General features: G+C 72.2%; 18 protein-coding genes and 5 pseudogenes. 3 read left to right on the top strand and 20 right to left on the bottom strand.

The window, feature by feature from the left end; all coding sequences use genetic code 11:
* Nucleotides 1-68: 68 nt before the first annotated feature.
* The 17 genes and pseudogenes from ID554_RS02195 to ID554_RS02265 form a co-directional block, all read right to left on the bottom strand.
* Entirely contained in the window at nt 69-1,970 is a 1,902-nt protein-coding gene (locus ID554_RS02195) for a hypothetical protein (protein ID WP_396888458.1), read from the bottom strand.
* 264 nt (nt 1,971-2,234) lie between these two features.
* A complete protein-coding gene (locus ID554_RS02200; protein WP_117229195.1) occupies nt 2,235-3,944 on the bottom strand; it encodes a glycosyl hydrolase in 1,710 nt (569 codons plus the stop codon).
* Nucleotides 3,945-4,358: 414 nt separating this feature from the next.
* Nucleotides 4,359-5,012: pseudogene (locus ID554_RS31250) on the bottom strand (shikimate dehydrogenase); the annotation flags it as partial.
* 138 nt (nt 5,013-5,150) lie between these two features.
* A pseudogene (locus ID554_RS31255) lies at nt 5,151-5,504 on the bottom strand (shikimate dehydrogenase); the annotation flags it as partial.
* Nucleotides 5,501-6,697 carry an endolytic transglycosylase MltG gene (mltG, locus tag ID554_RS02210; RefSeq protein ID WP_117229197.1) on the bottom strand — a complete coding sequence of 399 codons (1,197 nt, stop codon included), beginning with the start codon at nt 6,695-6,697 and terminating at the stop codon, nt 5,501-5,503. The gene mltG and the pseudogene ID554_RS31255, both read right to left, overlap by 4 nt.
* Nucleotides 6,694-7,155, bottom strand: a complete 462-nt coding sequence (ruvX, locus tag ID554_RS02215; RefSeq protein ID WP_117229198.1) for a Holliday junction resolvase RuvX — start codon at nt 7,153-7,155, stop codon at nt 6,694-6,696. Before ruvX ends, mltG begins: the two co-directional genes overlap by 4 nt.
* 73 nt (nt 7,156-7,228) lie before the next feature.
* Nucleotides 7,229-7,729: pseudogene (locus tag ID554_RS31260) on the bottom strand (alanine--tRNA ligase); the annotation flags it as partial.
* A gap of 42 nt (nt 7,730-7,771) precedes the next feature.
* Nucleotides 7,772-8,083: pseudogene (locus ID554_RS31265) on the bottom strand (alanine--tRNA ligase-related protein); the annotation flags it as partial.
* On the bottom strand, nt 8,080-8,385 hold the full coding sequence (locus tag ID554_RS02225; RefSeq protein ID WP_117229201.1) for a hypothetical protein: 306 nt from the start codon (nt 8,383-8,385) through the stop codon (nt 8,080-8,082). The gene ID554_RS02225 and the pseudogene ID554_RS31265, both read right to left, overlap by 4 nt.
* A 20-nt stretch (nt 8,386-8,405) precedes the next feature.
* Complete coding sequence (locus ID554_RS02230) at nt 8,406-8,867, bottom strand: DUF948 domain-containing protein (protein ID WP_117229202.1); 462 nt, start codon at nt 8,865-8,867, stop codon at nt 8,406-8,408.
* Between the two features lie 149 nt (nt 8,868-9,016).
* Nucleotides 9,017-9,616, bottom strand: coding sequence for a hypothetical protein (locus ID554_RS31270; RefSeq protein WP_223884610.1), 600 nt, complete (start codon nt 9,614-9,616; stop codon nt 9,017-9,019).
* 2,558 nt (nt 9,617-12,174) lie between these two features.
* Nucleotides 12,175-13,713 carry a replication-associated recombination protein A gene (locus ID554_RS02240; protein WP_117229205.1) on the bottom strand — a complete coding sequence of 513 codons (1,539 nt, stop codon included), beginning with the start codon at nt 13,711-13,713 and terminating at the stop codon, nt 12,175-12,177.
* Between the two features lie 75 nt (nt 13,714-13,788).
* A complete protein-coding gene (locus ID554_RS02245; protein ID WP_223884411.1) occupies nt 13,789-14,067 on the bottom strand; it encodes a hypothetical protein in 279 nt (92 codons plus the stop codon).
* A gap of 237 nt (nt 14,068-14,304) precedes the next feature.
* Nucleotides 14,305-15,567 (bottom strand): annotated as a pseudogene (locus ID554_RS02250) (MFS transporter); the annotation flags it as partial.
* Complete coding sequence (locus ID554_RS02255) at nt 15,564-16,157, bottom strand: ArsR/SmtB family transcription factor (RefSeq protein WP_117229207.1); 594 nt, start codon at nt 16,155-16,157, stop codon at nt 15,564-15,566. The gene ID554_RS02255 and the pseudogene ID554_RS02250, both read right to left, overlap by 4 nt.
* A gap of 174 nt (nt 16,158-16,331) precedes the next feature.
* A complete protein-coding gene (gene aspS, locus ID554_RS02260; RefSeq protein WP_117229208.1) occupies nt 16,332-18,152 on the bottom strand; it encodes an aspartate--tRNA ligase in 1,821 nt (606 codons plus the stop codon).
* Nucleotides 18,153-18,393: 241 nt separating this feature from the next.
* Complete coding sequence (locus ID554_RS02265) at nt 18,394-19,446, bottom strand: S1 family peptidase (protein ID WP_117229209.1); 1,053 nt, start codon at nt 19,444-19,446, stop codon at nt 18,394-18,396.
* A 246-nt stretch (nt 19,447-19,692) separates the two neighbouring features.
* Here ID554_RS02265 and ID554_RS02270 point away from each other — a divergent pair, with 246 nt between their 5' ends.
* Nucleotides 19,693-20,523: an SGNH/GDSL hydrolase family protein gene (locus tag ID554_RS02270; RefSeq protein WP_117229210.1), complete on the top strand. Its 831-nt coding sequence runs from the start codon at nt 19,693-19,695 to the stop codon at nt 20,521-20,523.
* Nucleotides 20,524-20,585: 62 nt separating this feature from the next.
* On the opposite strand, the gene ID554_RS02275 is transcribed toward ID554_RS02270, so the two are convergent.
* A complete protein-coding gene (locus ID554_RS02275) occupies nt 20,586-21,056 on the bottom strand; it encodes a winged helix-turn-helix transcriptional regulator (RefSeq protein ID WP_117229211.1) in 471 nt (156 codons plus the stop codon).
* 55 nt (nt 21,057-21,111) lie between these two features.
* Here ID554_RS02275 and ID554_RS02280 point away from each other — a divergent pair, with 55 nt between their 5' ends.
* The gene (locus tag ID554_RS02280; RefSeq protein ID WP_117229212.1) at nt 21,112-21,618 is read left to right on the top strand and encodes a PaaI family thioesterase; all 507 of its coding nucleotides are present in this window, start codon (nt 21,112-21,114) and stop codon (nt 21,616-21,618) included.
* A 56-nt stretch (nt 21,619-21,674) separates the two neighbouring features.
* On the opposite strand, the gene hisS is transcribed toward ID554_RS02280, so the two are convergent.
* Both hisS and ID554_RS02290 read right to left on the bottom strand, forming a co-directional pair.
* Nucleotides 21,675-23,003, bottom strand: a complete 1,329-nt coding sequence (gene hisS / locus ID554_RS02285; protein WP_117229213.1) for a histidine--tRNA ligase — start codon at nt 23,001-23,003, stop codon at nt 21,675-21,677.
* Nucleotides 23,004-23,058: 55 nt separating this feature from the next.
* Nucleotides 23,059-23,778 carry an MBL fold metallo-hydrolase gene (locus ID554_RS02290; protein WP_117229214.1) on the bottom strand — a complete coding sequence of 240 codons (720 nt, stop codon included), beginning with the start codon at nt 23,776-23,778 and terminating at the stop codon, nt 23,059-23,061.
* Nucleotides 23,779-24,026: 248 nt separating this feature from the next.
* Between ID554_RS02290 and ID554_RS02295 the strand changes: the two genes are divergently transcribed.
* Nucleotides 24,027-24,938 carry a peptidylprolyl isomerase gene (locus ID554_RS02295; RefSeq protein WP_117229216.1) on the top strand — a complete coding sequence of 304 codons (912 nt, stop codon included), beginning with the start codon at nt 24,027-24,029 and terminating at the stop codon, nt 24,936-24,938.
* The last annotated feature ends 57 nt before the right edge of the window (nt 24,939-24,995 follow it).

Raw genomic sequence — 24,995 nt, forward strand, 5'->3', positions numbered from 1 at the left:
GGCGACGGTGGATCCGCCGCCGACCCAACGTGAACAATCTACTGAGGTTACATTACGAACAGTGAACGCTACTGCACGGAGAAGAATATCGACGGAGTCGACCAGGTCAGCTCCGTGGTAGCGGTGGCGATCACCGTAGCCCCGGTGCCGTCGACCACCGCAGCGGGGGCCAGGGTCGGATCGAAGGGCACGCTGCGCAGCGACCCGTCGGTGGCCCCGTAGACGATCTTCCCGTCCACCCAGGCCATGCCGCGCACCGTGGACCAGGTGACCCCGGTGGTCGGCAGGCTGAACTCGGTGGCGCCGAGGTAGTTTCCGTCGATCTCGAAGAACCGGTAGTAGAGGTTGTTCGTCCCGGTACGCGTGTAGTAGAGCCGGCCGTCGAGGAAGAACGCCCCGGTCAGCTGGGCCGGGTTGAACCAGTCGTTGTAGCCGGACGCCTCCCACGGCGCGCCGATGGTGGCGCCGTTGAACATCGAGATGTCGATCCGGCTCCCGGTGGGCGAGCCGGAGACCAGCCGCGACCAGTAGATCCGGTCGTCCACCCGCCAGGTGGCCCCGGCACCGGTGTAGTTGGCCTGGGTCACCGTGGTGGCGGTGCCGAGGGTGCTGCCGTCGAACGGCACCTTCGCCAACTCACCGCTGCCGACGTTCAGGTACAGGTGGCCACTGGCGGCCGTCGGAGGGTTGCGCGGAGTGATGGTGCGTCCACCGCTGACTGGGAACATGCCCAGCCGGCCGTGGTACTCGTTGCCCATGCCGTCGGAGTTGTGCCCGAAGTAGAGGCCGTCCGGGCCGCGCCAGAGGACCGGCACGGTCGAGCCCCACGAGCTGGCGCCCGAGGGCAGGGCCGAGCCGCCGCTACGACGCGGGTTCCAGTTCACCGGCATGCCGGTGGCCGGGCTGACCGCGCCGATGCCGAGCCGGTCGATCGCCCCGGGCCCGGCCTTGTCGCTGGCGTTCGGGTTGTTCAGCCAGCGGAAGTGCCCGCCGAGGTAGATGACGTTGTCGGCCACCTCGACCGAGGTGATGGTGTCGTTGCCGGTGAAGTTGGTCCAGGTGGCGTTCTGGCCACTGCCCCGAGCCGCGGTCTCGAAGCGCACCAGCACGTCGCAGTACGCCGACGGCCAGCCCGCGCCGCCGTTGGTGACGACGGCGAACCAGCTCCCGTCAGCACCGAACCGGATGTCCTGCACGTAGTGGACGAAGGTGGTGGGTGACGCGCACGGCGCCACAAACCGCTCGCTGCTCCAGTCGATCACGCTGGGCGTACCGGTCAGGTCGATCAGCGCGATCTGGTTGCGTGGCAGGTCGTTGACGAACATGAAATTGCCGCCGACCACGAGCGTGTTGCCGTCCGGCGACACGTCGATCGTCCAGGCGTACATGCTGGTGCCGTGCCGGCCGACCGAGGTGTTGATGTTGAAGGTCGGGTCGATCGCACCGGTGGTCGCGTCGAGCCGGCCGAGCCCGGCGTGCGCCGTGCCGTTGAGCCAGTTGAACGCACCGGCCACGTACAGCCAGTTGCCGTGCAGCACCATGTCGCGCACGGTGCCGCCGTCGGACCGGCCCACCCAGGTGTCGATGATCATGCCGGTGGCCGGGTCGAGCGCCACCAGGTTGCGGCGGGCCACCCCGTTGACGTTCTTGAAGACACCACCGACGATCAGCGTCCCGCCGGGACCGGCGATGAGCGAGTTGACCGCCCCGTCGAGCACCGGCAGGAAGGTGGTGGAGATCGTCCCGGTGGTCCGGTCGTAGGCGAAGAGATAACGCTGGGTGGTCCACGACGAACTGACGGTCTGCCGGATCTGGGTGAAGCTGCCTCCCACGAACACCGTGTTGCCGACCTGTGCGAAGGCACGGGCCTCACCGTCCCGCGCGTGCGGGGTCTCGTCGGCGGGGTTCGCGGACACCAGAGTCGCCGGTTCGGGGACCGGCACCACGGCGGCGGATGTCGCGCTGGGCACGGCCAGGACGGCCGCGACGGTTGCTAATGCGACAGCCCCTGCCCGTACGCGCTTTCGGCGGGTGTTCCGCCACGGGAAGGAGATTATGGGCACGCTGCGCCTCCTGGCTGGACGGGAATGTGCGTTGCGTAGCCTCTCCCGTCCACCCCGGGGGCGATATCCGCCGATTGGGCGGTCAGTTCATCCAGTTGCGGACATCACCGCGGGCGGTCGTATGTCGGACAGCACCGGTACGGCATCCGACCGCCCGCAGGTTGCCTGAGGTCAGCGACTCCCTCCGGTGGGTTGCCGCAGATAGCTGTCCCGTCCGGCGGCGGCGAAACCGGCCACCGCCGCGGCGTCCTGGTTCATTGTCATGTTGCAGACGTTCGTCGTCTTCGTCATGCCCGGCGAGTTGAAGTAGATCGCGGCCTTGATCTTGGGGTGGGCCTTCAGCGCCGCCGGGAACTCCTCGAACCACCGCCGCTTCGCGTTCGGGTCGCCGCTGTCGAAGTTCGTGCCGAACTCGGCCAGCATCCGGGGCTTGCCCTTGCCGATGCCGGTGTCGTCCAACCACCGGTAGAACGAACCGATGGTGGTACTCGGGCTCTTCCAGGTCGTACTGCCGTTGCAGACGTGGAAGTTGTACGGATCCCAGGCCACCCAGTCGACGTAGTCGTCACCCGGGTACAGGCCGGCGTACCGGTTGTAGTGACCGGACCAACCCATCATCGTCCAGACCCACACCGCGTTACGGACGTCCGCCGCGGCGAACCGGTCGTGCACGTACCGCCACGCGCGGACGAACTCCGCGTCGCTGCCCTTGGCCGGTTCGTCCTCCGGCTCGTGGTCGAAGCCCATGAACACCGGCACCCCGGTCGCCTTGATCCGGCCGGCCACCGCGTCGATGGTCTGGTCGTACCGACCGCTGTACACGTCCCGCCAGGTGAGCACCGTCCCGGACGAGAAGACCCGGCTCTCCCAGGCGAAGAACATCAGTCGGCCCTCGCGCATCTGCTGCTGCTGGTACGCGTCGGGGAAGGCACCGTTGCTGCCGGTGTTGGAGAAGTCGTGGTAGCGGTGCACGATGTCGAACGTCCGCCCGACCTGCTTCTCCACGTCGGTGATCGCCTTACCGTGATCCCATCCGCTGCCCGCGCTGGAGGGTGAGTACATCCCCCACCAGGCACCGCAGGAGGGCACCAGCTTCGCCGACACCTCGCCGCACTTGCCGGGGTCCGCCGGTGGCCTGGTCGGCGTCGGGCTGGGCCGCGCCGGGCTCGGACTCACGCTCGGCGAGACGCTCGGCGAGACGGGCGGCCGGGTCGGCAGCGCGGCCGAGGGGGTCGGCGAGGCGCTGGACGGCGCGACCGTCGGGCCGGTACCCACGTCGTAGCTCAACAACAGCCGAGGGCGTATGTCCGGGTTGCGGTTCTCCCCCGACGCCCAGTAGATCCGGGTGTTCAGACCGGCCTGTGCCAGCGACACCGTCCAGGTGCCGTTGCCGGCGACCAGCCCGGAGACGTCCCATTCGTTGAAGCCCTTGCCGACCCCGGTCACCGAGTCCAGGGCGTTGCCGACCTGCCCCGGCACCGGCCGGGCGGCACGGGCATCGAGCCCGGACTCGTGCGCGGTCACCGTGGCGTCGAACGCCTGCCAGGCATGCACCCGCAACACCGCGCGCACGTTCACCGCGTTGGCGGGCAGCGAGGTCACCGAGAAGGCGAGGACCGCCTCCCGGGCCCCACGGAAGTTGCCGTCACACGGGGCGGCGCAGGTGGCCAGCGTCGTCTTCACACTGTTGTCGCCGTCCTGCGGGACCATCGTGGCAGTGGTGTCGAACACCACCGGAATGGAAAGATCGTCGTCGGCGATCAGGGGCACCATGGTCGCGCCGAGACCCAGTACGACCGTGGTGCTCAGGACACCGAGGACCACGGCCTTGCGCCGGGGGCCACGGTGCCGGATGAGGCGGTGCAGTCCGCGCCTGCTCACTCAGACTCCTTGTGAATTCGGCGATAACGCTTTGGAGCGTATCGGCGTACACAACAGAGCGTGCGAATGACCGGGGTACCTAAGCGGGTCTTAAAGTTCACCTAAGCGGATGCTGCGACACCGCACCCGGCCGGAGCTGCGGCAGACTGTCGGCGGTGCTGCGGCTGCACATCCACCGAGCCGCAGGTCAGCGCCGCAACGGGTGCCACATCTGCGCGCCGGACCTGCTCGCCCCCGCCGATCATGGAGTTGTGGCGGTGCTTTTGTCCCATCTTGGGGCTCTTCGTTCCAGCCACAAGTCCATGATCGCCGGGCAGGGGGACGGGGTGGGGTGTGGGCCCGTGGTGGCGAGATACGGGGCCTGGGGTGGGGGGGAGCTTGGGGCAGGCTGGCTGGCGGTGACTCCTGTGGCAGTCAGTCGACCCGAGCGGCGGTCAGGGCGGCGGCCATCGCGGCGCGGGGAGCGGGGACGCCGGTGAACTGCTCGAACTGGCCGACGGCCTGCGCCAGCAGCAGGTCCAGGCCGGAGACGACGGGGCAGCCGACGGCAGCGGCTGAGGCGGCCAGCGGGGTCGGCCACGGATCGTAGATGGCGTCGAAGAGCACCGTGGTAGGACGCCAACGCACCACACCGGCAAGCTCGTCGGCAGCGCCCTTCGGCACGGTGGAGATCAGCAGGTCGACGTCGGTCAACGCCACCGCGTCCGCCCAGGGAGCGGCGGTCAGGGCGAGCCCCAGCGCGGTCGCCACCGGCGCCAACTCGTCGACGGCCGCCCTGCGACGGGCCACCACGGTCACCCCGGTCGCACCCAACCGGGCCGCCGCCGCCAGCGCCGCCCGCGCCGTGCCACCCGCACCCAGCACCGTGACAGTCGCACCCGCACCCACCACAGCGGCGGCCGCGCCCGCACCCAGCCCGGTGACAGCACCACCCGCACCTAGCGCGCTGACGGCACCACCCGCATCCGATACGGCACCCGGACCACCTATCCCCGACACCGTGCCAGGACCGCCACCCGACGGCGAGCCGGGGCCGACTCCACCCGACTCCACGCCGAGGTCACGCACGCCCGACACCAAGCCGAGACGACCCGCACCCGTGTCGACGCCACGGTCACCCCGGCCCGACACCTCGCCGAGGCCACCCGCACCCGACGGCGTGCCGGCACCCGCCGCACCGGACACCACGCGAGGGGCACTCGCACCGCCTGCGGACGTCAGCACGTCGACCATGCCGGTGACGTCGGTGTTGTCCGCGTACCAGGTGCCGTCGGGGCGGCGTACCAGCGTGTTGGCCGCGCCGACGGCGGCGGCGACCGGCGAGACCTCGGCGGCGACGGTCAGCGCCGCCTCCTTGCCGGGCATGGTCACCGACAGTCCGGCCCACTCCGGGCCCAGGCCGGCGACCAGGTCCGGCAGCTCCGCCGCCGCGCACTCGATCCGGGTGTACGACCACCCGGTGAGCCCGGCGGCGGCGTACCCGGCATTGTGGATCACCGGGGAGAGCGAGTGGGCGATCGGCTTGCCCAGCACTGCCGCCCGCCGTGCCGCCACCGTCACAGGACGCCGTTCTCCTTGGCCTTCTCGATGTTGCGCAGGTGCTGGTTGTAGTCCTTGGTGAAGGCGGAGTTGCCCTGCTTGTCGACCGCCACGAAGAAGAGCCAGTCCCCGGCCGGCGGGTCCATGGCGCCTTCGAGCGCTTCCTTGCCCGGGTTGTTGATCGGCGTGGGGATCATGCCCGGCAGCTTGCGGTTGTACGGGTTCTCCGGGTTGTCGAGATCGCTACGGGTCATCTGGCCGGAGGTCTTGCCCTCCTGCCCGATCGACTCGAAGTAGTAGTTGACGGTGACGTCCATCTCCAGGCAACTGCAGTCGAAGGTGCCCGTGTAGACCCGGTTGTAGGCGACCCGGGCGACCCGGCCGAGATCCTTCTTGGTGCCGGCCTCGGCCTGAGCCAGCGACGCCACGATCAACGCCTCGTACGGGCTGATCCCGCCGCGTTCCTTCTGTACCCGGTCGGCGAACTCCATCTGCCCGGTGACGGAGAGGAAGTGGTCGACCATCTGCCCAAGAATCGTCTCGGCGGTCGCGTTCGGCGGGATCTCGTAGGTGTCCGGGAAGAGGAAGCCCTCGATGGACTTGACCGACTCCTTACCGTCCTCCCGCTTGAACCACCAGTCCGGTACGCCGAGCTTCTCCGGGTCCTTCGCGGCCGCCTCGAACTCCTCGACCGGGATCTCGGTCTGCTCGCTGAGCAGCTTGAAGATGCTCTTGGCGGTGCGCCCCTCGGGGATGGTGAGCCCGTTGACGATCCGGTTCTGCGGATCGAGCATCGCGGCCAGGGCGTTCGCGCCGCTCATCTCCTTGCGCAGCTTGTACGTCCCGGGCTGGATGTTGCGGCTGCGGGAGTTGTCCTGCGCCGCCTCGGTGAACGCCTTGGTGCTCTTGATCACGCCCGCGTCGTAGAGCACCACGGCCATGTCGGCCAGGAACGCGCCCTGCGGGATCTGGATCGTCACGTCCTCGGTGCCGCCGCCGTCGAAGTCCGGTGTGACGAAGTAGCTCTGGATCCGGTCGAAGCCATAGAAAGCGCCGCCGCCGATGCTGCCGAGCAGCACCAGCGCCATCAGCAGGGCCAGGGCTGTCTTGCCCCGGCCGCCACCGGACCGGCCGTTACGCCGCCGGCCACGCCGGTGCTTGCCCTTCTCCCCCCGGTCCTGCTCGTCGAACCCGAGATCCAGATCGTCAGTCATTCGGTCCGCCTCCGCTGCGTGTCCAGCCAGCTCTGCAGAATCTCCACCGCGGCGGCCTGATCGACCACCGCCCGTTGTCTCTTCCCCCGGACACCGCGCTCGGCAAGCCTACGACTCGCCACGACCGTGGACATCCTCTCGTCAGTCAGCGTCACCGGAACGGGCGCTATCACCTCGGCCAGTTGTCGAGCGTACGCCTTCACATGCTCCGCTGCGGGGCCGTGTTTACCCGCCAGGTTCACCGGTAGGCCCACCACCACCTCGACCGCCTCGTGCTCGGCGACCAGTGCGGCCACCTCGGAGAGGTCCGTCGGCACCGCGTCTGAGCTGGGGTTCTGCTCCCGCGACAGGGTGACCAGCGGGGTGGCGAGAACCCCGTGCGGATCCGACCGGGAGACCCCGATCCGCACCTGTCCGACGTCCACACCCAACCGCACACCCCGGGACAACCCGGTCACGCTTCGTCACCTCGCCCGGAACAGGCGGCAGGGCGGACCGATCCGGTCCGCCCTGCCGCCAGGTACTGGGAAATCACGCCTCGGCGACCGTCTTATCCACCGTGAGCAGGAGGTTGAGAACCTCCGACTCGGGCAGGCCGCCACCCTGGGCCAGGTCCGGGCTATCACCGCCGCGCCCGGAGAACGCCGCCTTGACCAGGTCGTTCGCAACGAGGCCACGGCTGCGGGCGGCCGAGTTCACCGCCACCACCAGGGACGCCTTACCGTTCGCGCGGGCCGCCACCGCGACCACGCCCGGGCGTGCCGCGTCGATCCGGCCCCGGATCTCCTGGGCCAGCGTGCGGACGTCGTTGCCGGCCGCCCCCTCGGGCGCCTCGATGCCGACGTGGGCCACCCCGCGCACGTCCCTGGCCTGCGCGGCGAACGCCGCCGCACCGCCGAGCACGAGCTGGGCGCGCAGCTTCTCCAGCTCCTTCTCCGCGTCGCGCAGCTGGGTCACCGTCTGCTCGACCCGGTCCGCGACCTGATCGGAGGGGACCCGCTTACCGGTCAGCTCGGCGGCCCGGTCCAGGATCGGCCGGACCTCGTCGACCTCGGGGCCACCCTCGGCGCCGTACTCCGGCCCCCGGTCGTAGCACAACTCCGAGCAGGGGCCGGCCGGGCCGGGGATGCCCATCGACCAGAAGTTGTCCTTCTTGCCCCGGCGCACGATCCGCTCCACCGGCACACCGACGCGTCGCCAGATGCCGTACGCCTCGTCGTCGTCCAGGTACACCGTCGCCCAGACGCGCGCCGGGTCCAACGTCTGCTGCCCCAGGAACAGCAGGTTCGGGTCGTTGATGGCGGGCAGCGGAGCGGACGGCACCACGGCGTGGCCGTTCGCCTCGAAGTGGGCGAGATACCGCCGCTTGATCTCCGCCGTCTTCATCGCTGGGGTGCCTCCGGAAAGATGTCTCTGTCACCGATCCGCGGCTCGTCGCGTACGTCGGCGAACTGGTCGTCGAACGCCTCGCCCTGGGCGAACGCCTCGTGGATCTCGTGTTCCCGCTCGGCCATCCCGGCGCGGACGTCCGCCACGAAGCTACGCAGTTCCTCGACCAGACCGCCAGCGGATTGTGACAGGTTGTCGGCGATGCCCGCCGGGGTGTACGCGTGCGCGGCGCGGGTCGCCTGACGCACCACCACCACGCCGACGGCCAGACCGACGCCCAGCCAGAACAGCCGCTTCATGCTCGTACCTCCGCCGCCGGTCAGCGGTTCCCGCGCCGGGCGGCGCGACGCTGGGACTTGATGGTGTCGCGGACCTCGCGCTCGGTCTCGGCACTGCGGCGGGCGGCGGCGGCCCTGCGTACGCCGTAGCCGAAGGCGGCCACCTTGACCAGCGGGTTGGCCGCCGCAGCCGACACGACGGTGACCAGGTTGGCGACGTTGGCACTGATGTTCTGCGCGTGGCTGGTCATGGTGTCGACCTTGGCGAGCTGGAGGTTCACACCGTCGAGTGACGTCTGCACCTGTTCCAGGGTGACGTTGACGTTCCGCACGGTCGTGTTGACGTCACCGAGCAACGGCCCGGTCCGGTCGTTGAGGTCGTTGATCATCTGCGTGGTCGCGTCGACGGTGTGTCGCAACCGCAGGATGGGCAGCGTCAGGATCAGCACCAGCATCGCGAACGCGATAGCCGCGATCAACGCCGCGACCTCCAAAAAGCCCACGCCTGTCCTCCTCAACACGGTCCCGGGACATCACGGCCCACGAGACACACGACCTACTCGCCCACGCCGTCACCGGTGGCCCGCCGCTCGCTCGGTGGCAGCGGACGGGCCGCCAGAAGCAGACCCTACCGTCCGTGATGACAATCGGCTCAGGACGGTGGTGACGGCGTCAAGTCGCCCAACGGATCATCGGTCACGGTCGGGTAGGGATCCTCACCGGTCAGTGACGGATCGGTCTCCGGCTGTGGCCTGGTCCGCTCGTCGTCGATCGCGTTGCGCACCTTCACCGACACCAACGATCCGGAGCACTCTTCGGCGGCGGTCGACGGGTCGACCGACGGCACGACCGCCGGCTCGCCGTTCACCGGCGGCGGTACGCAGGTCGGCTCCCGGACCCACAGGTCCAGGGTCAACTCGTCCCGTCGCCAGCAGGTGTAGCTGCCCTTCTCCTCCTGCTCCGGGCAGAACGCGGGCGTCCAGGGCCGCCAGCCGTCGCGGCTCAGGGCGGCCTCGTACGCCTGGGCCGTCTCCTCCGGCGACCGCTCGGAGGCGACGGTGCGCTCCCGCAGCCGGCAGTCGAGCAGGCACCAGCGACTACCGCTGGCGTCGTCGACCGGCTGCACCGCAGCCCACTCCGGCACCTCCAGCTCGTCGAGCGAGACGAAGACCGGATCCCGGTCCATCGCCTGCACGCCGAAGAAGGCCGGTACGCCACCGAGCAGGAGCACGCCGACCAGAGCCAGCAGCAGCGTACGGCGTGGATGGCCGCCGCCGGCCTGCCGACCCGTCTCCGTGTCGGTGTCCGGTGCGTCGTCCTCGGGTCGGTCGCCATCCCCGTCGTCGAGGTCGGTGGGTCGCCGTACCGCCGGCTCCGGCGCGGGCCGGGGCCCGGCGGGTTCGGCGGACGGCACCACGGCGGCGGCCCGGGCCACAGCCGGCGCCTCCCCGGCACGGGGCGGCGGGGGCACCGGTGCGGCGTCCGACGGTTCCGGACGGGCCGGGTACCGGTGCGGCGGGGCGGCCCGACCAGCCGGCCAGTCGTCGGGGCGTGGGGCCGAGGCGGTGGCTCGGGCCACCGCAGCCGGCCGTTCGCCGGAGCCCGGGGCCTGCGGCGACGGGTGGCCGGGCCCAGCACCGGCCGCCGGACCACCCTCAGGCCGTCCCGGACCATGCTCAGGCCGTCCCGGACCACCGTCGGGGCGCGGCGGACCGGTGTCGGGCCGTGCGGTCCCGCGCGGCGGGCCGGCCGGACCGCCGTCCGGGTGACCGGTCGGCCGGGCGCGACCGGTGGGTGCCTCGGGCCCGGGCCGACCGGTGGCTGTCCCCGGCCCTGCCGGGCCGGCAGCGCCGGGCGGTCCGGCCCGGCCGCGATCGGCCGGCGGAATCTCAGGTCGAGCGCGATCGTTCGGCGGGCCGTCAGGTCGGCCGCGATCGGTTCGCGGTGCGTCGGTTCGGCCGCGATCTGGGGGTATTGGCGGGGCGGTGCCGGCACCGGGGATGGCCGCGGCGGGCCAGCCCGGAATGCCGCCCGGTTCCGTCCGGTCCTCCGGCATGGCGCGCGAGGGGCCGGCCGCGTCACGGTGACCACCGAGCATCGCCGTACCGCCGGACGGGGTCCCGCCCGCGTGCCCGGTGGGACCGCCGGGCGGAGTGCCGGGCCGCCGCTTGACCGTCGGCAGGGCCGGATCGGTGTGGTGTCCGCGCCCGGCCTGCCGCAGCCAGTCGGCCGGCCGTTCCGGACGCCCGGCCCGACCGTCACCGGGCCGTGCCGCGACCGGTCGCTCGCCCGTGTCGCCGGGCCGCGCTGCCATTGGCCGCTCGCCCGTGTCGCCACTCCGCGACGCGAACGGGCGTTCACCCGTGTCACCGGGCCGCGACGGGAACGGTCGCTCGCCGGTGTCGCCGGTCGCGGGAGCGCGTCCGGGCTCGTCGGCGGCCCGCCGGCCCTGGGGCGGTGCCTCCTCAGCGTCGGCCGCGCGGCGGCTCCGTACCGGCGTCTCGGTCGGCTCGTCGACCCGGCGGCCACCCGGTGGCGTCGCCGGATCCTCCGGTGCGGCGCGGCGGCCACGGAACGTGCTGTCGGCGCGCTCGGGCACCGGGGTGCCGCCTTCCGACGGGGCGACGGGCATCGCCGACGGGTCGCCGGACGGCACTCCGGGGATGGCTGGCGCGTTACCGGACAGCGGGACGAACGGCTGGTCTTCCTCGGTCTCGGCGGCGCGGCGTCGCCCACCCCGGCGGCCTCCCGCCGGCGCAACGGAGGGCCTGCCCGCAGCGGCGGGGCCATCGGACGGTCCCGCCACACCCGGCGGCGACGCGGCCGACGGCGGTCGGCCGGTACCGGGGTCGGTGACCGGCGCGCCGTCGTCCCCCGCCCGACGGGCCCGGCGTGGCACCGGGCCGGTGACGCCGGGTTGGGGCATGCCGGGCTGGGGAGTTCCGGGCTGAGGCATCCCGGGCTGGTGCGTTGCCGCGGGGTCGGCCGGGCGCGGCCCGGGCGGGCGCGCAGCGGCGGGTCCGCCGAAACGACCGGCACCGCCGCCGGCGGTGACGTCGGGATCGGTACGGTCCGAGGTACGTGGACCGGCGCCCGGCGCCGGCGGCGTCGCGCCACGGGTGGGATCGAGCGGAATGGTCCGACGTGCGCCGGCGGGAGTCCCGCCGGGCCGACCCGAGGGGTTCCGCCGTGGCGTGGGCTGGTTCGGCCCGGGGCCGGCGGGCCCACCGGACGCGGGCCCGGTCGGGACGCCCGTCGGGCCGGGTTCCCGCCGCCCGGGCGCGACTGACGCCCCAGGGACACCGCCGGGCGGCGGACCGGCAGCGGGCGGACCGGCAGGCGGCCGGGGGGCCGGTGCGCCCGGCCACGGCCCGTCGACCGGCCGGGAGCGCGGTGGTTCGGCCGGGAGCCGGCGGGGCGGCGCGGCCGGCGGGCCGGCGGCCGGGTCCGGCCTGCCGGGGCCGGGCGGCATCGGGGCCCGGCCGCCCGGAGCCGGCGGCGGGACGGGCCCGGACGGTGGCGCCGTGCGCCCGGCGGGCGGCTGCCCCGGTCGCACGGGAGGCACCTGGCCGGGCCGGTCGGTGACCGGGGGCATCGGCGGGCCGGTACGGGCGCCGGTGCCTTCCGGAGCCGGGGTGCCCCCGTCCGGGCCCAGCTCACCGCGCTGCTGCTTGGCCGAGCGCAGGTCGTCGATCCAGCCGAAGTCCTCACCGGCGCCCGGGTCCTCCGGGGCGGCCTCGGATTTGCCCCGACCCCAGCGACGGCCCTTGGGGCGCCGCTCGTCCGGGCCGTCCTCCGGTCGCTCCGATTTCACTGTTGACCCTTCCCGTCGGCGCTACGACCGACCTCATCCGCCGCGTGGGCGTCCGTGACCGTGGCGGGGCCGCCGTCGACTCCGGACGGCGGCCTCTCGGCCGGGCCCGTCGGGGCCGCCCGGTCGCCCGTGGTCTCCGCCGGTACGCGGGCGGGCGCGGGCAGTCCGCGGACGATCCGGCGCAGCAGCGGCAGCCGGGTGGCCACCGACCGTTCCGCGCCGTGTTGGCTCGGCTGGTAGTAGTCGGTGCCGACCAGGTCGTCCGGCACGTACTGCTGGGTGAGCACGCCCCGCTGGTCGTCGTGCGGGTAGCGGTACCCGATGCCGTGGCCGAGCCCTCGCGCACCGGCGTAGTGGCCGTCGCGCAGGCCGCGCGGGACCGGACCGCCCCGACCGGCCCGGACGTCGGCGATCGCCGCGCCGATCGCGGTGGTGGCCGAGTTCGACTTGGGGGCGGTGGCCAGATGGATCACCGCCTGGGCGAGGTTGAGCTGGGCTTCGGGCAGGCCGACGTACTCGACCGCGTGGGCGGCGGCGGTGGCCACGCCGAGGGCGCCCGGATCGGCCATGCCGACGTCCTCGCTGGCGAAGATGACCAGCCGCCGGGCGATGAACCGGGCGTCCTCACCGGCGACCAGCATCCGGGCCAGCCAGTGCAACGCGGCGTCCACGTCCGACCCGCGCATGCTCTTGATGAACGCGCTGGTCACGTCGTAGTGGGCGTCGCCGGCGCGGTCGTAGCGCACGGCTGCGGTGTCGACCGCCCGCTCGGCGGTGGCCAGGTCGATCCGACCCGTGCCCAGTGCGGTCGCCGAACCGGCCGCCGCCTCCAGCGCGGTGAGTGCCTTGCGGACGTCCCCACCGGCCAGCCGGACCAGGTGATCCTCCGCCTCCGGTTCGCAGTCGAGCGCACCGCCGAGGCCACGCTCGTCGGTCAGGGCCCGACGCAGCAGTGCACGGACCGCCGCGTCGTCGAGGGGCTGGAGGGTGAGCAGCACGCACCGGGACAGCAGTGGGGAGATGACCGAGAAGTACGGGTTCTCCGTGGTGGCGGCGAGCAGCGTGACCGTACGGTCCTCGACGGCGGCGAGCAGGGAGTCCTGCTGGGTCTTGCTAAACCGGTGCACCTCGTCGATGAACAGGACGGTCGGCGGGCCACCGGTGCGCCGCTGCCGACGGGCGGTGTCGATCACCGCCCGGACGTCCTTGACCCCTGCCGAGAGCGCCGACATGGCCACGAACCGCCGGTCGGTGGCGGCGGCCACCAGGTGGGCGATGGTCGTCTTGCCGCTGCCCGGCGGCCCCCACAGGATGACCGACATCGGCGCGTTGCCGGCGACGAGTTGCCGCAGTGGCGCACCGGGGGCGAGCAGGTGGGCCTGGCCGACGAGTTCGTCCAGGGTGGCCGGGCGCATCCGGACCGGGAGCGGTGCGTCCGGACCGGCCGGGGTGAAACCGCCGACACCGCCGGAACCCGTCGGCGCACCGGGTGCTGCCGTGGGTTCACTGAGGGTGAACAGGGCCTCGGACTCCATCACGAGAACAGTACCGGGCTCGGCCGACAACGCCGGAATCGCGCTACCGACCGAGCCCGGAATGATCGTTCTCGGTCAGCCACGCCCTGGCCGGCGCCCCCGGTACCAGCGGCCACCGCCGCCGCCCCGGCTGCCGAAGCCGGCCAGGTGCAGCGCGAGCAGCAGGAGCCCGATCAGGACGAGAGTGTTCCAGTTGAACAGATCCGGTGCACCGAGTTTGCTGTCCAGCAGGTCGAGCAGCAGGGCGAAGCCGAAGACCGCAGCGGCGGCGATGGCGAGCATGTCGTTCCTCCGGTGGGGGTTCCAGTAGGTCGGCGCGGGATGTACCCGATCGGTCGGCTCGTCAATCTCCACCGTGGATCAAAGCCGCCCCGCAGCGTCCCCACCTGGGCTGTCCCCGTGCTCATCGCTGCCGAGGCGCTGGCCGGCCGGGAGGCGATCCTGGCGGCCGTGGACCACCACCCCTTCTTCCGGCACACGGTGCCGCGCCACGCCCGGGTACGCGGCTGGCGACGCGGTGCGGCGGTGTGCTGGCGGCTGTCGTCGGCACAGTCGACGAACCGACGCCTTCCCGCTCACCTCGGTCCGCCTCGCCGGAGCGGCGGACGCCCCGCCGGACGCGCGTGCGGCACGCCAGGCCGGCAGGTAGAGCGGCGCGGCCACGGCCAGCACCACCGCGCCGACCAGCATCGCCGTGCCCACTCCGGCCCGGTCGCCGACGAAGCCGAGCACGACCCCGCCCAGCGCCCACGCCGGCATGGCCACCATCGAGTTCACCGAGATCACGCTGTTGCGGTAGGGACCGTCCACCTGCCGGTGCAGCAGTCCCATGTGCAGCGGATTGGACGCGCCGTGCACGGCGTAGCAGGCGAAGAAAGCGATCAGCACGCCGACCGGACCGGCGAACAGGGCCATGCCGACGACCGTGACGCCCTGCACGATCCGCAGCAGGGCGGCACCGGGTGCGGCCCCCAGCCAGCGGATCAGCAGCGGGGTGAGCGCCGCACCACCGGCCGAGGCCAGCCAGGCCACGGTGTTGGCCGGGCCGAGCAGGGCGGCGGCCCGGTCGGGGTCGCCCACCACCTCGGCCAGCCGCACCGGCAGCAGACCCTCGAAGGTCATCATGCCGAAGCCCCAGAACAGCTCGACCGCGACCAACGCGAGCAGCACCCGGGACCGGCGCAGCAGGCCGAACGCCTCGCCCACCATGCGCGGCGCCGCGCGGACCGAGGACCGCAGCGCGCCCGCGCCGGCCGCCGGCCGCTGTTCCACCAGCAGCGCCAGCAACGCCACCAGGACGACGGCCTGCAACAGGACCGCGATCACGATCGGCGTGGTGAGCGCGCTGACCGGACCCACCGGGCCCAGGGCCACCAGCCCGCCGCTGAGCAGGGCGCCGGCCGCCATCGACAGGCCGAGGACCGTGCCACCCTGACCGAGCCCCTTCTCGTACGCGGCGTCCGGGTCGACGGCGAGCGTGCTGTTGACGTACCAGGACTCCAGCGGGCCGCTGTCCAGGGCACGGAACACGCCCTGCAACGCCCAGACGGCGGCCAGCAGGGCGAAGGAGTCGGCGACCACCAGCAGGGCCAGCGACACCAGGCCGACCACGTTCGCCACCACCAGCACCGGCCTGCTGCCCAGCGCGTCGGCGAACCCACCGGTCGGCAGTTCCAGGGCGAGCACCACCACCCCCTGGGCGGCGACGGCCAGGCCGATCTGGGTCAGGGTCAGTCCCCGCTCCTGCATGACCAGGATGGTCACCGGGATCATCAGACCGACCGGCAGCCACCGGAGCCCGTGCAGGACCAGGAAACGACGGCGGATCTGGAGTACGGACAGGCCGTCCGTCACCGCTTCCCTCCCATCAGCAGCGGGTGGCTGGCCAGGACGACCTGCACCTGCTCGGCGCCGGGCATGTCGGGGTCCGCCTCGGCGTGGTAGCGCTCGAGGATCTGCAACAGCTCCGCCTGGAGTTCCTTCAGCCGGGCAGCGGGGATGGTCAGGAAGACATCGCTCATGCCGAAGGCGTCGCGCCACTCGGGCGACCACTGGTCGCGTACGGCGAACCACCGTTCCGCGTGCTCGACGAAGAGGCGTACCTGCTCGGTCTGGAACCACTCGACCGCGGCCCGGGCGTCCGGGTCGTCGTCGAAGTCGGTGTTCTCGAAGCTCGTGACGTCGTGCGCGGCCCGCCACCAGCGTTGCCGCCCGCTACCCCGGTCGGGCTCCTCGACGACCAGGCCGACCTCGGCCAGCTGGCGCAGGTGGTAGCTGGTCGCGCCGGTGTTGGTGTCCAGCAGCTCGGCGAGGGTGGTGGCGGTCGCCGCCCCCTTCACCCGCAGCGCGCCGAGCAGCCGGGTACGCAGCGGGTGCGCCAACGCCCGGACCTGCCGATGGTCGATCCACACCCGTCGCGGTGCCGGCTTCTGCACGTCTCCCATGACCGCACGATAGCCGTGCACAGTTTCTGTGCACAACTGTTGTGCACAGAAACTGTGCATCCAGGTTGAGCGCAACCCCTTCGGTCGATCGGAGGTGTGCACAGGGGGCGAGAGGGCCAGCGACGCGTCGTGAGGTCAGCGGGGTGACCGCCCACCGACCTCACACGGCGTCGGTCAGGTGGGGTCGGCGACCGGGGCGGCCGGGCCGGCGGTGCCGGTGTGCGGGACCTGGGCGGGCTTGGGCTTGGCGTCGATGCCGGCCTCGGCACGCTGCTGCCCGGTGATCGGGGTGGGCGCGCCGGTCAGCGGGTCGAAACCGCCCCGCGTCTTCGGGAAGGCGATGACGTCGCGGATCGAGTCGACACCGGCGAGCAGCATGCAGACCCGGTCCCAGCCGAACGCGATGCCGCCGTGCGGGGGCGGGCCGTAGCTGAACGCCTCCAGCAGGAAGCCGAACTTGTCCTGCGCCTCCTCGGGCGTGATGCCGAGCAGCTCGAAGACCCGCTGCTGCACGTCACGGCGGTGGATACGGACCGAGCCGCCGCCGATCTCGTTGCCGTTGCAGACGATGTCGTACGCGTAGGCCAGGGCCCGGTCCGGCGCCTCCTCGAAGCGGTCCATCCACTCGGCGTTCGGCGAGGTGAACGGGTGGTGCACGGCCGTCCAGCCACCGGCCGCGCCGCTCTCGTCCGACATCCGTTCGAACATCGGCGCGTCCACGACCCAGCAGAACGCCCAGGCGCCCTCGTCGACCAGACCGGCCCGCTTGGCGATCTCGATCCGGGCCGCGCCGAGCAACTCCTGGGCTCCACGGGCCTCCGGGCCGGCCGCGAAGAAGACGGCGTCGCCCGGCTTGGCGCCGACCGCATCGGCCAGCCCGGCCAGGTGCTCGGCGGACAGGTTCTTCGCCACCGGCCCGCGCGGCTCGCCGGTCTCGGCGTCCAGCACCACGTACGCCAGGCCCCTGGCGCCGCGCGCCTTGGCCCAGTCCTGCCAGCCGTCCAGCTCCTTGCGGGTCTGGCCGGCGCCGCCGGGCATCACCACCGCGCCGACGTAGCCGCCCGCGTCGATCGCCCCGGCGAAGACCCGGAACTGGGTGCCGCGCAGGTAGTCGGTCAGCTCGGTCAGCTCCACGCCGTAGCGCAGGTCCGGCTTGTCCGAGCCGTACCGGGCCATGGCGTCGTGCCAGGTGATCCTCGGGATCGGCCGGGGGATCTCGTACCCGGCCAGGTCGGACCAGAGGGCGGCGGTGATCTCCTCACCGAGGTCGATCACGTCGTCCTCGGTGACGAAGGACATCTCGATGTCGAGCTGGGTGAACTCCGGCTGCCGGTCGGCCCGGAAGTCCTCGTCGCGGTAGCAGCGGGCGATCTGGTAATACCGTTCCATGCCGCCGACCATGAGCAGCTGCTTGAACAGCTGCGGCGACTGCGGCAGCGCGTACCAGCTGCCGGGTTGCAGGCGGACCGGGACCAGGAAGTCGCGGGCGCCCTCCGGGGTGGACCGGGTCAGCGTCGGCGTCTCGATCTCCAGGAAGTCCCGCTCGTGCAGCACGCCACGGGCGAGCTGGTTGGCCCGGGACCGCAGGCGCATCGCGTGGGCCGGGCCGCCCCGGCGCAGGTCGAGATAGCGGTACTTCAGGCGGACGTCGTCACCGGCCACCACCTGATCGTCCACCGGCAGCGGCAGCGGGGCGGCCTCGGAGAGCACGTCCAGCTCGGCGGCGGTCACCTCGATCTCGCCGGTGGGCAGCTCCGGGTTCTCGTTGCCCTCCGGGCGGCGGGTGACCTCACCGACGACCTTGACGCAGTACTCGTTGCGCAACGCGTGCGCGTCCTCCTCGCGGAAGACCACCTGGACCACGCCGGAGGCGTCGCGCAGGTCGACGAAGATGACACCGCCGTGGTCGCGCCGGCGGGCCACCCACCCGGCGAGCGTCACCGTGGTGCCGGCGTCCGTCGCGCGCAGGCTGCCGGCGTCATGGGTACGGATCACGACGTGCGTCTCCCTCGTCTGGCTCTACGTCCGTTGCTCCCGGCATTCTGTCAGCCCCCGCCCTCCCCCGTTCCCCGGGTGTAAGGAAGGGCCCCCTACTAACGCCTCGTGCATAGCAGGGGTCCCCTGCTAACAGCAGAGCGCACCGGTGCTGACAGCGCACCCGGCGGTACAAGCCGGGCGGGCCGCCGGAGGAGGAGTCCGGCGGCCCGCTGGCGGAGGAGCAGAGTGCGGGTGGAGATCAGTAGACGCTGACGCCGTACCGGCTCAGCACCGGCAGGATCGGCTGGAAGAACGTGGTGCCGCCGATGCTGCAGTTGCCGCTGCCGCCGGAGGTCAAGCCGAGCGCGATGGTGCCGCTGAACAGCGAGCCGCCGCTGTCACCCCGCTCGGCGCAGATGTTGGTGCGGATCAGGCCGCGGACCTGACCCTCGGCGTAGTTGACCGTGGCGTTGAGCCCGGTGACCGAGCCGCTGCGCAGACCGGTGGTGCTGCCCGAGCGCTGCGCGGACTGGCCGACGACCGCGTTGGCGGCGCCGGTAATGTCGCGGAAGGTGCCGTTGTAGAGGGAGACGTTGCCCGGCTGCACGACGCTCTGGTTGGCGTACCGGACGATGCCGTAGTCGCTGCCCGGGAAGACGCTGCCGGTACGCGAGCCGAGCAGCGCGGTCTGCGCCGAGTTGCTGTACCAGTTCGTCGCGATGTTGGTGCAGTGGCCGGCGGTCACGAAGTAGTAGGTGTTGCCGGCACGCACGTTGAAGCCGAGCGAGCAGCGTCCGCCGCCCTGCGCGTAGATGGCCTGGCCGCCGGAGATGCGCGTGCTCAGCACACCGGCCTCGGCCTCGATGCGGACAGCGCCGTTGGCGCGGGCGGCGGCGGCCTTGACCCGCTCCAGCTTGGCGCCGGTGACGGTGCTGTCGACGGAGACGACGACCTGGTTGGTCGCCGGGTCGGTCCACCAGGCGGTGCCGGGGATCGCGGCGGAGCGCTCCAGTTCGGCGGTGGCCCGGTCGAGTACCGCGGCACCACGCGTGACCAGCTTCGGAGTCGCGCCGGCGGCGGCCACCTGGCGGGCCGCGACGGCGTCGGTCACCGCGACCACCATGGCGCCGGTGGCGTCGGCGTACGCACCGGCCGCGCGGTCGCCGAGGCGTTCGGCGAGGGCGACCGCGGCGTCGGGTGTGGCGGATGCCGGTGCCGCCTGGGCCGGGGCGCCGGCCAGTACGCCAGCGGCCAGGGTTCCGGCCGCGGCGACGGAGACGACGCGGCGAAGCATTGACCTTGTGGGTCGCATGTAACAGCCTCCCGGTAGGGGGTTTCGTGCCCTGTCACGTCGACAGGAGCGGGGGCAACTCGGCCACCTGGGGAAATGGCCAAGCGAGGGAAAGTATTCACACATCTAAGATCGTCAACAACCCTCAAGTCCGGCCGAATCGACCAACCAGCCCCAAGTAATCTCTCTGCAACATTGTGGACACAGACAGTCATCTATACGCTCTGGTCACCGCCGCCACCCGGCAGCCGTGAACCGGAGGCCACCATGACCCTCGTCCGACGCGCGCTGGCCACCCTCGCCAGCGTCACCGCCCTCGTCCTGCTCGCCACCAGCCCCGCCCTGGCCGCGCCCGGCCCGGCACCGACCTCGATGGCCAGCCTCGGCGACTCCATCACCCGGGGCTTCAACGCCTGCGGGTGGTACGTCGACTGCACCAGCCGGTCGTTCAGCACCGGCGACAACTCCACGGTGAACAGCCACTACCTGCGGATCCGCCGGGTCGAGCCGGCGGTCAACGGCCGCAACCACAACGCCGCCCGCACCGGGGCCAAGTCCGCCGATCTGGCCGGCCAGGCCGGCACCGCGGTCAGCCAGGGAGCCGGGTACGTGACGATCCTGATCGGCGCGAACGACGCCTGCACCGGTTCGGAGTCGAGCATGACCTCGGTGGCCACGTTCCGGTCCCACATCGACTCCGCGCTGAACCGGCTCAAGACCGGGCTGCCGAACGCCCGCGTCTTCGTGATCAGCATCCCCGACGTGCACCGGCTCTGGACGGTCGGCAAGGACAGCGGCAGCGCCCGTACCGCCTGGTCGTTGTTCGGGATCTGCCAGTCGCTGCTGGCCAACCCGACCTCGACCGCCCAGGCCGACGTGGACCGGCGCAACCGGGTCCGGCAGCGGGTGGTCGACTTCAACGGCCAGCTCGCCGCGGCCTGCGCCGCGTACGGGTCGAACTGCCGGTACGACGGCAACGCCGTCTTCGGCTACCCGTTCACCCTCTCCCAGCTCTCCGGCTGGGACTACTTCCACCCCAACGCCAGCGGCCAGCAGGTCCTGGCGAACGTCTCCTACCCCGCCGGTTTCGCCTGGTAGCCCTCGGACCACGCCTCACCGCCGGAAACCGGCCGAGCCCACCCACCATCACCGGCCGAGCCTCACCTCCGACGGGCGCCCGGGCCCGGACGCGGCACCACGTCACGCGGTTCGGTGACGTGGTGCCCGTCCGCGCAGTGCAGTTCCACCCGGACCTCGGCGCCGCAGTCGCGGTGCCCGACGCTCAACGGCGGCCCCTCCGGGTCGGCGAGATACCGGTCGCCCCAGGCCAGCACGGCGACCAGCACCGGCCACAGGTCGATCCCCTTGGCGGTGAGCCGGTACTCGTGACGCAGCCGGCTGCCCGGTTCCCGGTACGGCTCACGCCGGAGCACCCCCTGCGCGACCAGCGTGGCCAGCCGGTTGGTCAACACCTGCCGGGGTACGCCGGTCCGTACCCGCATGTCGTCGAAGCGGCGGACGCCGCTGAACACCTCGCGCAGCACGACCAGGGTCCACTTCTCGCCGAGGATCTCCATGGCGCGGGCGACCGTGCAGTTGTCGATCGACCAGTCCAGGGCCACGGGTCTCATGCCCGCCAGGCTAGGTCTGATTGACAGACCCAGCAAGCACTGACAGGCTGCGTCCATGACGCAGACGCAGGGTGCGGTACGCAGCCGCACCTTCTCCTGGTCCGACCCGGGACTCAACGCCGCCCAGGTCGGCCGGCGCAGCGGACTGGACCTGCTCCGCGCGATGATCGCCGGGGAGCTGGCCGCCCCGCCGGTGATGCACCTGATCGACATGTCCCGGATGGAGGCCGAGGAGGGCCGGGTCGTCGTCGAGCTGGAGCCGCAGGAGTTCCACTACAACCCGCTCGGCACCGTGCACGGCGGCGTGCTCTCCACGCTGCTGGACACTGCCGCCGTGTGCGCCGTGCACACGACGCTGCCGGTCGGCGTGGGTTACACCTCGCTTGACCTGAACGTGAAGTTCCTCCGCCCGGTGACCGTCCGCTCCGGCACGTTGCGCTGCGAGGGCACCGTGCTGCAACGCGGGCGCCGGACCGCCCTGGCCGAGGCCCGGCTGACCGACGGGCGGTCCCGCCTCGTCGCGCACGCCACGTCGAGCTGTTTGCTGCTTCCCCTGGAGTGAGGTTAGGAAGGGTCCCTTCCTAGACACGAGGCGTTAGCAGGGGACCCTTCCTTACATCAGCTCACCAACGGCGTGAGGTCCGCGCGGGGCGGCGTCCACTCCCACGCCGCCGCGACGACCTGGTCACCGGAACGGATGTCCTTCACCTCGTCGGGGGCGCCCTCCGCGCCCGGGAACCAGACGTACGGGATGCCGCGCCGCTGCGCGTACCGGATCTGCTTGCCGAACTTCGCCGCACTCGGCGACACCTCGGTGGGTACGCCCCGCGACCGCAGCGCCTCGGCGACCCGGTTGCTGGCGCCCCGCAACTCCTCGCTGGTCACTGCCACCACGACGCAGGTCGGCACGGACCGGGACACGGTCAGCGCCTCGGCGCCGAAGAGCAGCCCGAGCAGCCGGGTCACCCCGATCGAGATGCCCACTCCGGGGAAGCGGATGGTCCCGGCGCTGGCCAGGTTGTCGTACCGGCCGCCGGAGCAGATCGAGCCGAACCGCTCGTACCCGATCATCTGCGTCTCGTAGACGGTGCCGGTGTAGTAGTCCAGGCCCCGGGCGATGCGCAGGTCGGCCACGCAGAGGCCGGGCGAGTGCGCGGCGGCGGTCTCCACCACGGCGGTCAGCTCGGCGACGCCCTCGTCCAGCAACGGGTCACTGACCCCGAGCGCGCGGACCGCGTCGGCGAACGAGGCGTCCGGCGCGGAGATCTCGGCCAGCGCCAGACACGCCTTGGCCTGTGCCTCGCTCGCCCCGGCCGTGGTGGCCAGCAGCTCCGTCACGCCGGCCGGGCCGATCTTGTCGAGCTTGTCGACCGCGCGCAGCGTCGCCTCCGGGTCGGTCAGCCCGATGCCCCGGTAGAACCCCTCGCAGATCTTGCGGTTGTTCACCTGGATGCGCACCGGCGGGATCGGCAACGCGCGCAGCGCGTCGCCGATGACCAGGGGCATCTCCGCCTCGTGGTGCGGGGCGAGGGTGTCCCGGTCGACGATGTCGATGTCGGCCTGGAGGAACTCGCGGTACCGGCCCTCCTGGGGGCGCTCGCCGCGCCACACCTTCTGGATCTGGTAGCGGCGGAACGGGAACTGGAGCTTGCCGGCGTTCTCCAGCACGTACCGGGCGAACGGCACGGTCAGGTCGAAGTGCAGGCCGAGGGCGTCGTCACCGGCCGCGCCCTCCGGATCGCCCTGCAGGCGCCGGATCACGTAGACCTCCTTCGAGGTCTCTCCCTTGCGCAGCAACTGGTCCAACGGCTCGACGGCCCGGGTCTCCAGCGGCGCGAAGCCGTACAGCTCGAAGGTCGACCGGATCCGGTCCAGGACGTACTGCTCGATCATCCGCTGGGCGGGCGTCCACTCCGGGAAGCCGGAGATGGGCGTGGGCTTGCTCATGACGTGCTCCTTGGGTGCCGCGCGGCAGCGCGGTGAGATCGTCGACGCGGCCGGTCTAGAGGCCGCGGGTGGGGGCCGCCGGTCGTCCGCCGCCCATCCCGGCCACCTCGACGAGGTACGGGTTGGTGGCGCGCTCGCGGCCGATGGTGGTCGTGGGGCCGTGGCCGGGTAGCACGACGGTGTCGTCGGCCAGCGGAAGGATCTTGTCCCGCAGGCTGGTGATCATCGTCGGCATGTCGCCGCCGGCCAGGTCGGTGCGGCCGATCGAGCCAGCGAACAGCACGTCACCGGAGAGGCAGATCTGCTCCGCCTCCCAGGGCGAGCCGGCGCCGGGCAACCGGAACAGCACCGACCCGCCGGTATGGCCCGGCGCGTGGTCGACGGTGATCTCCAACCCGGCGAGGGCGAGCGTCGTACCGTCGGCCAGTTCGGCGACGTCCTCCGGCTCGGCGTACGGCAGCCGGCCACCGAAGAGCTGGGTGAGGTCCATCGACAGGGCCTTCGCCGGGTCCGCCAGCAGCTCCCGGTCGGCCGGGTGCACGTACGCGGTGATGTCACGCGCCCCGCACACCGGCGCCACGGAGAAGGTGTGGTCCAGGTGCCCGTGGGTGAGCAGCACGGCCGCCGGGTGCAGGCGGTGCTCGGCGAGCAGCGCGTCGAGCCGGTCGATCACCCCGATGCCGGGGTCGACCACCACGCACTGCTCCCCCGGAGCGGCGGCGACCACGTAGCAGTTGGTGCCGAAGGCGTCCGCGGGAAAGCCGGCCACGAGCACGTCCGCTCCCCTTCCGTCGAGTCGTCCTCGTCAGCAGCCTACCGGCGTCTCTGGCGGGGCTTGGCCCGGTCGGCCCCACCGGCCGACAGGGGCAGTGACGGACTCCGATGCGAACGTGCAACGACCTCGTACACGACTTTCCCAGCCGGTACCCGTACACTCTGGCGGGCGTGTGGCGTGGCGCACCTGCCGCCCGACGGGTACGCAACCACCAGGTGACGACCAGGGTAGAGGAAAGGGGAGCACGGGTGGCTTCCAGCAGGGACCGGCAGCGCAAACTGGCGCGGGCCAAGCTCGACCGGCAAATGGCCCGCCGGGCCGCCACCGTCAGGCGCCGCCGGCGCATCCAAGCCGGTGTCGGCACCGCTCTGATCCTCGTGCTGGTCGTGGCCGGTTCGGCGTGGGCGCTGGGCGCCTTCGACCGCGAGCCGACCCAGGACACCGCGAACGACGAGGTCTGCCTCTGGACCCCGCAGAACACCGACGGCAACCCGAACCTCCGCCAGGTCGGCCAGCCGGCCACCACCGGCCTGCCGGTGACCGGCACCCAGCCGATGACCCTCACCACCAACCAGGGCGGCCCGATCTCGGTCGAGCTGGACCTCGCGAACGCCCCGTGCGCCGCCGCGAGCATCGCCCACCTGGCCGGGCAGGGCTTCTACGACAACACCAAGTGCCACGCGATCACGGCGGACGGGGCGGTGCGCTGCGGCGACCCGAGCGGCACCGGCCTCGGCGGCCCGTCGTACTCGTTCTACAGCGAGAACGTGCCGCCCGCGCCGGAGGCGTCGCCCAGCCCGTCGGCGGACCAGCCGCCCACGTACCCCAAGGGCACGGTGGCGATGATCAGCAACCCGCCGGGTGCCAACGGCAGCCAGTTCCTGATCTTCTTCGAGGACTTCACCACCGCCGAGCCGGCTTTCCCGGTCATCGGTCGGGTCACCGGCGGCCTCGACGTGGTGGAGAAGATCGGTGCCCTGCCGACCGTGGAGAATGAGGCTGGGGAGAAGGTCAAGCCGGAGAACGACGACGTGGTCGTGCAGAGCCTGACCGTCGGCGAGCCGGGGCTGGACCCGGCGTCACCGGCCGATCCCACGCCGGCGGGCACGTCCAGCCCGGCGGCCTCCGGCGTACCCGAGGCCAGCGCCAGCGCCGGCTGACCCACTTCGGCGGTCCCACCCACCGCAGCGGCATCCACATACAGTCCAGGAGGATCG

This window comes from Micromonospora craniellae, assembly GCF_014764405.1.
Taxonomy (GTDB): Bacteria; Actinomycetota; Actinomycetes; order Mycobacteriales; family Micromonosporaceae; genus Micromonospora; species Micromonospora craniellae.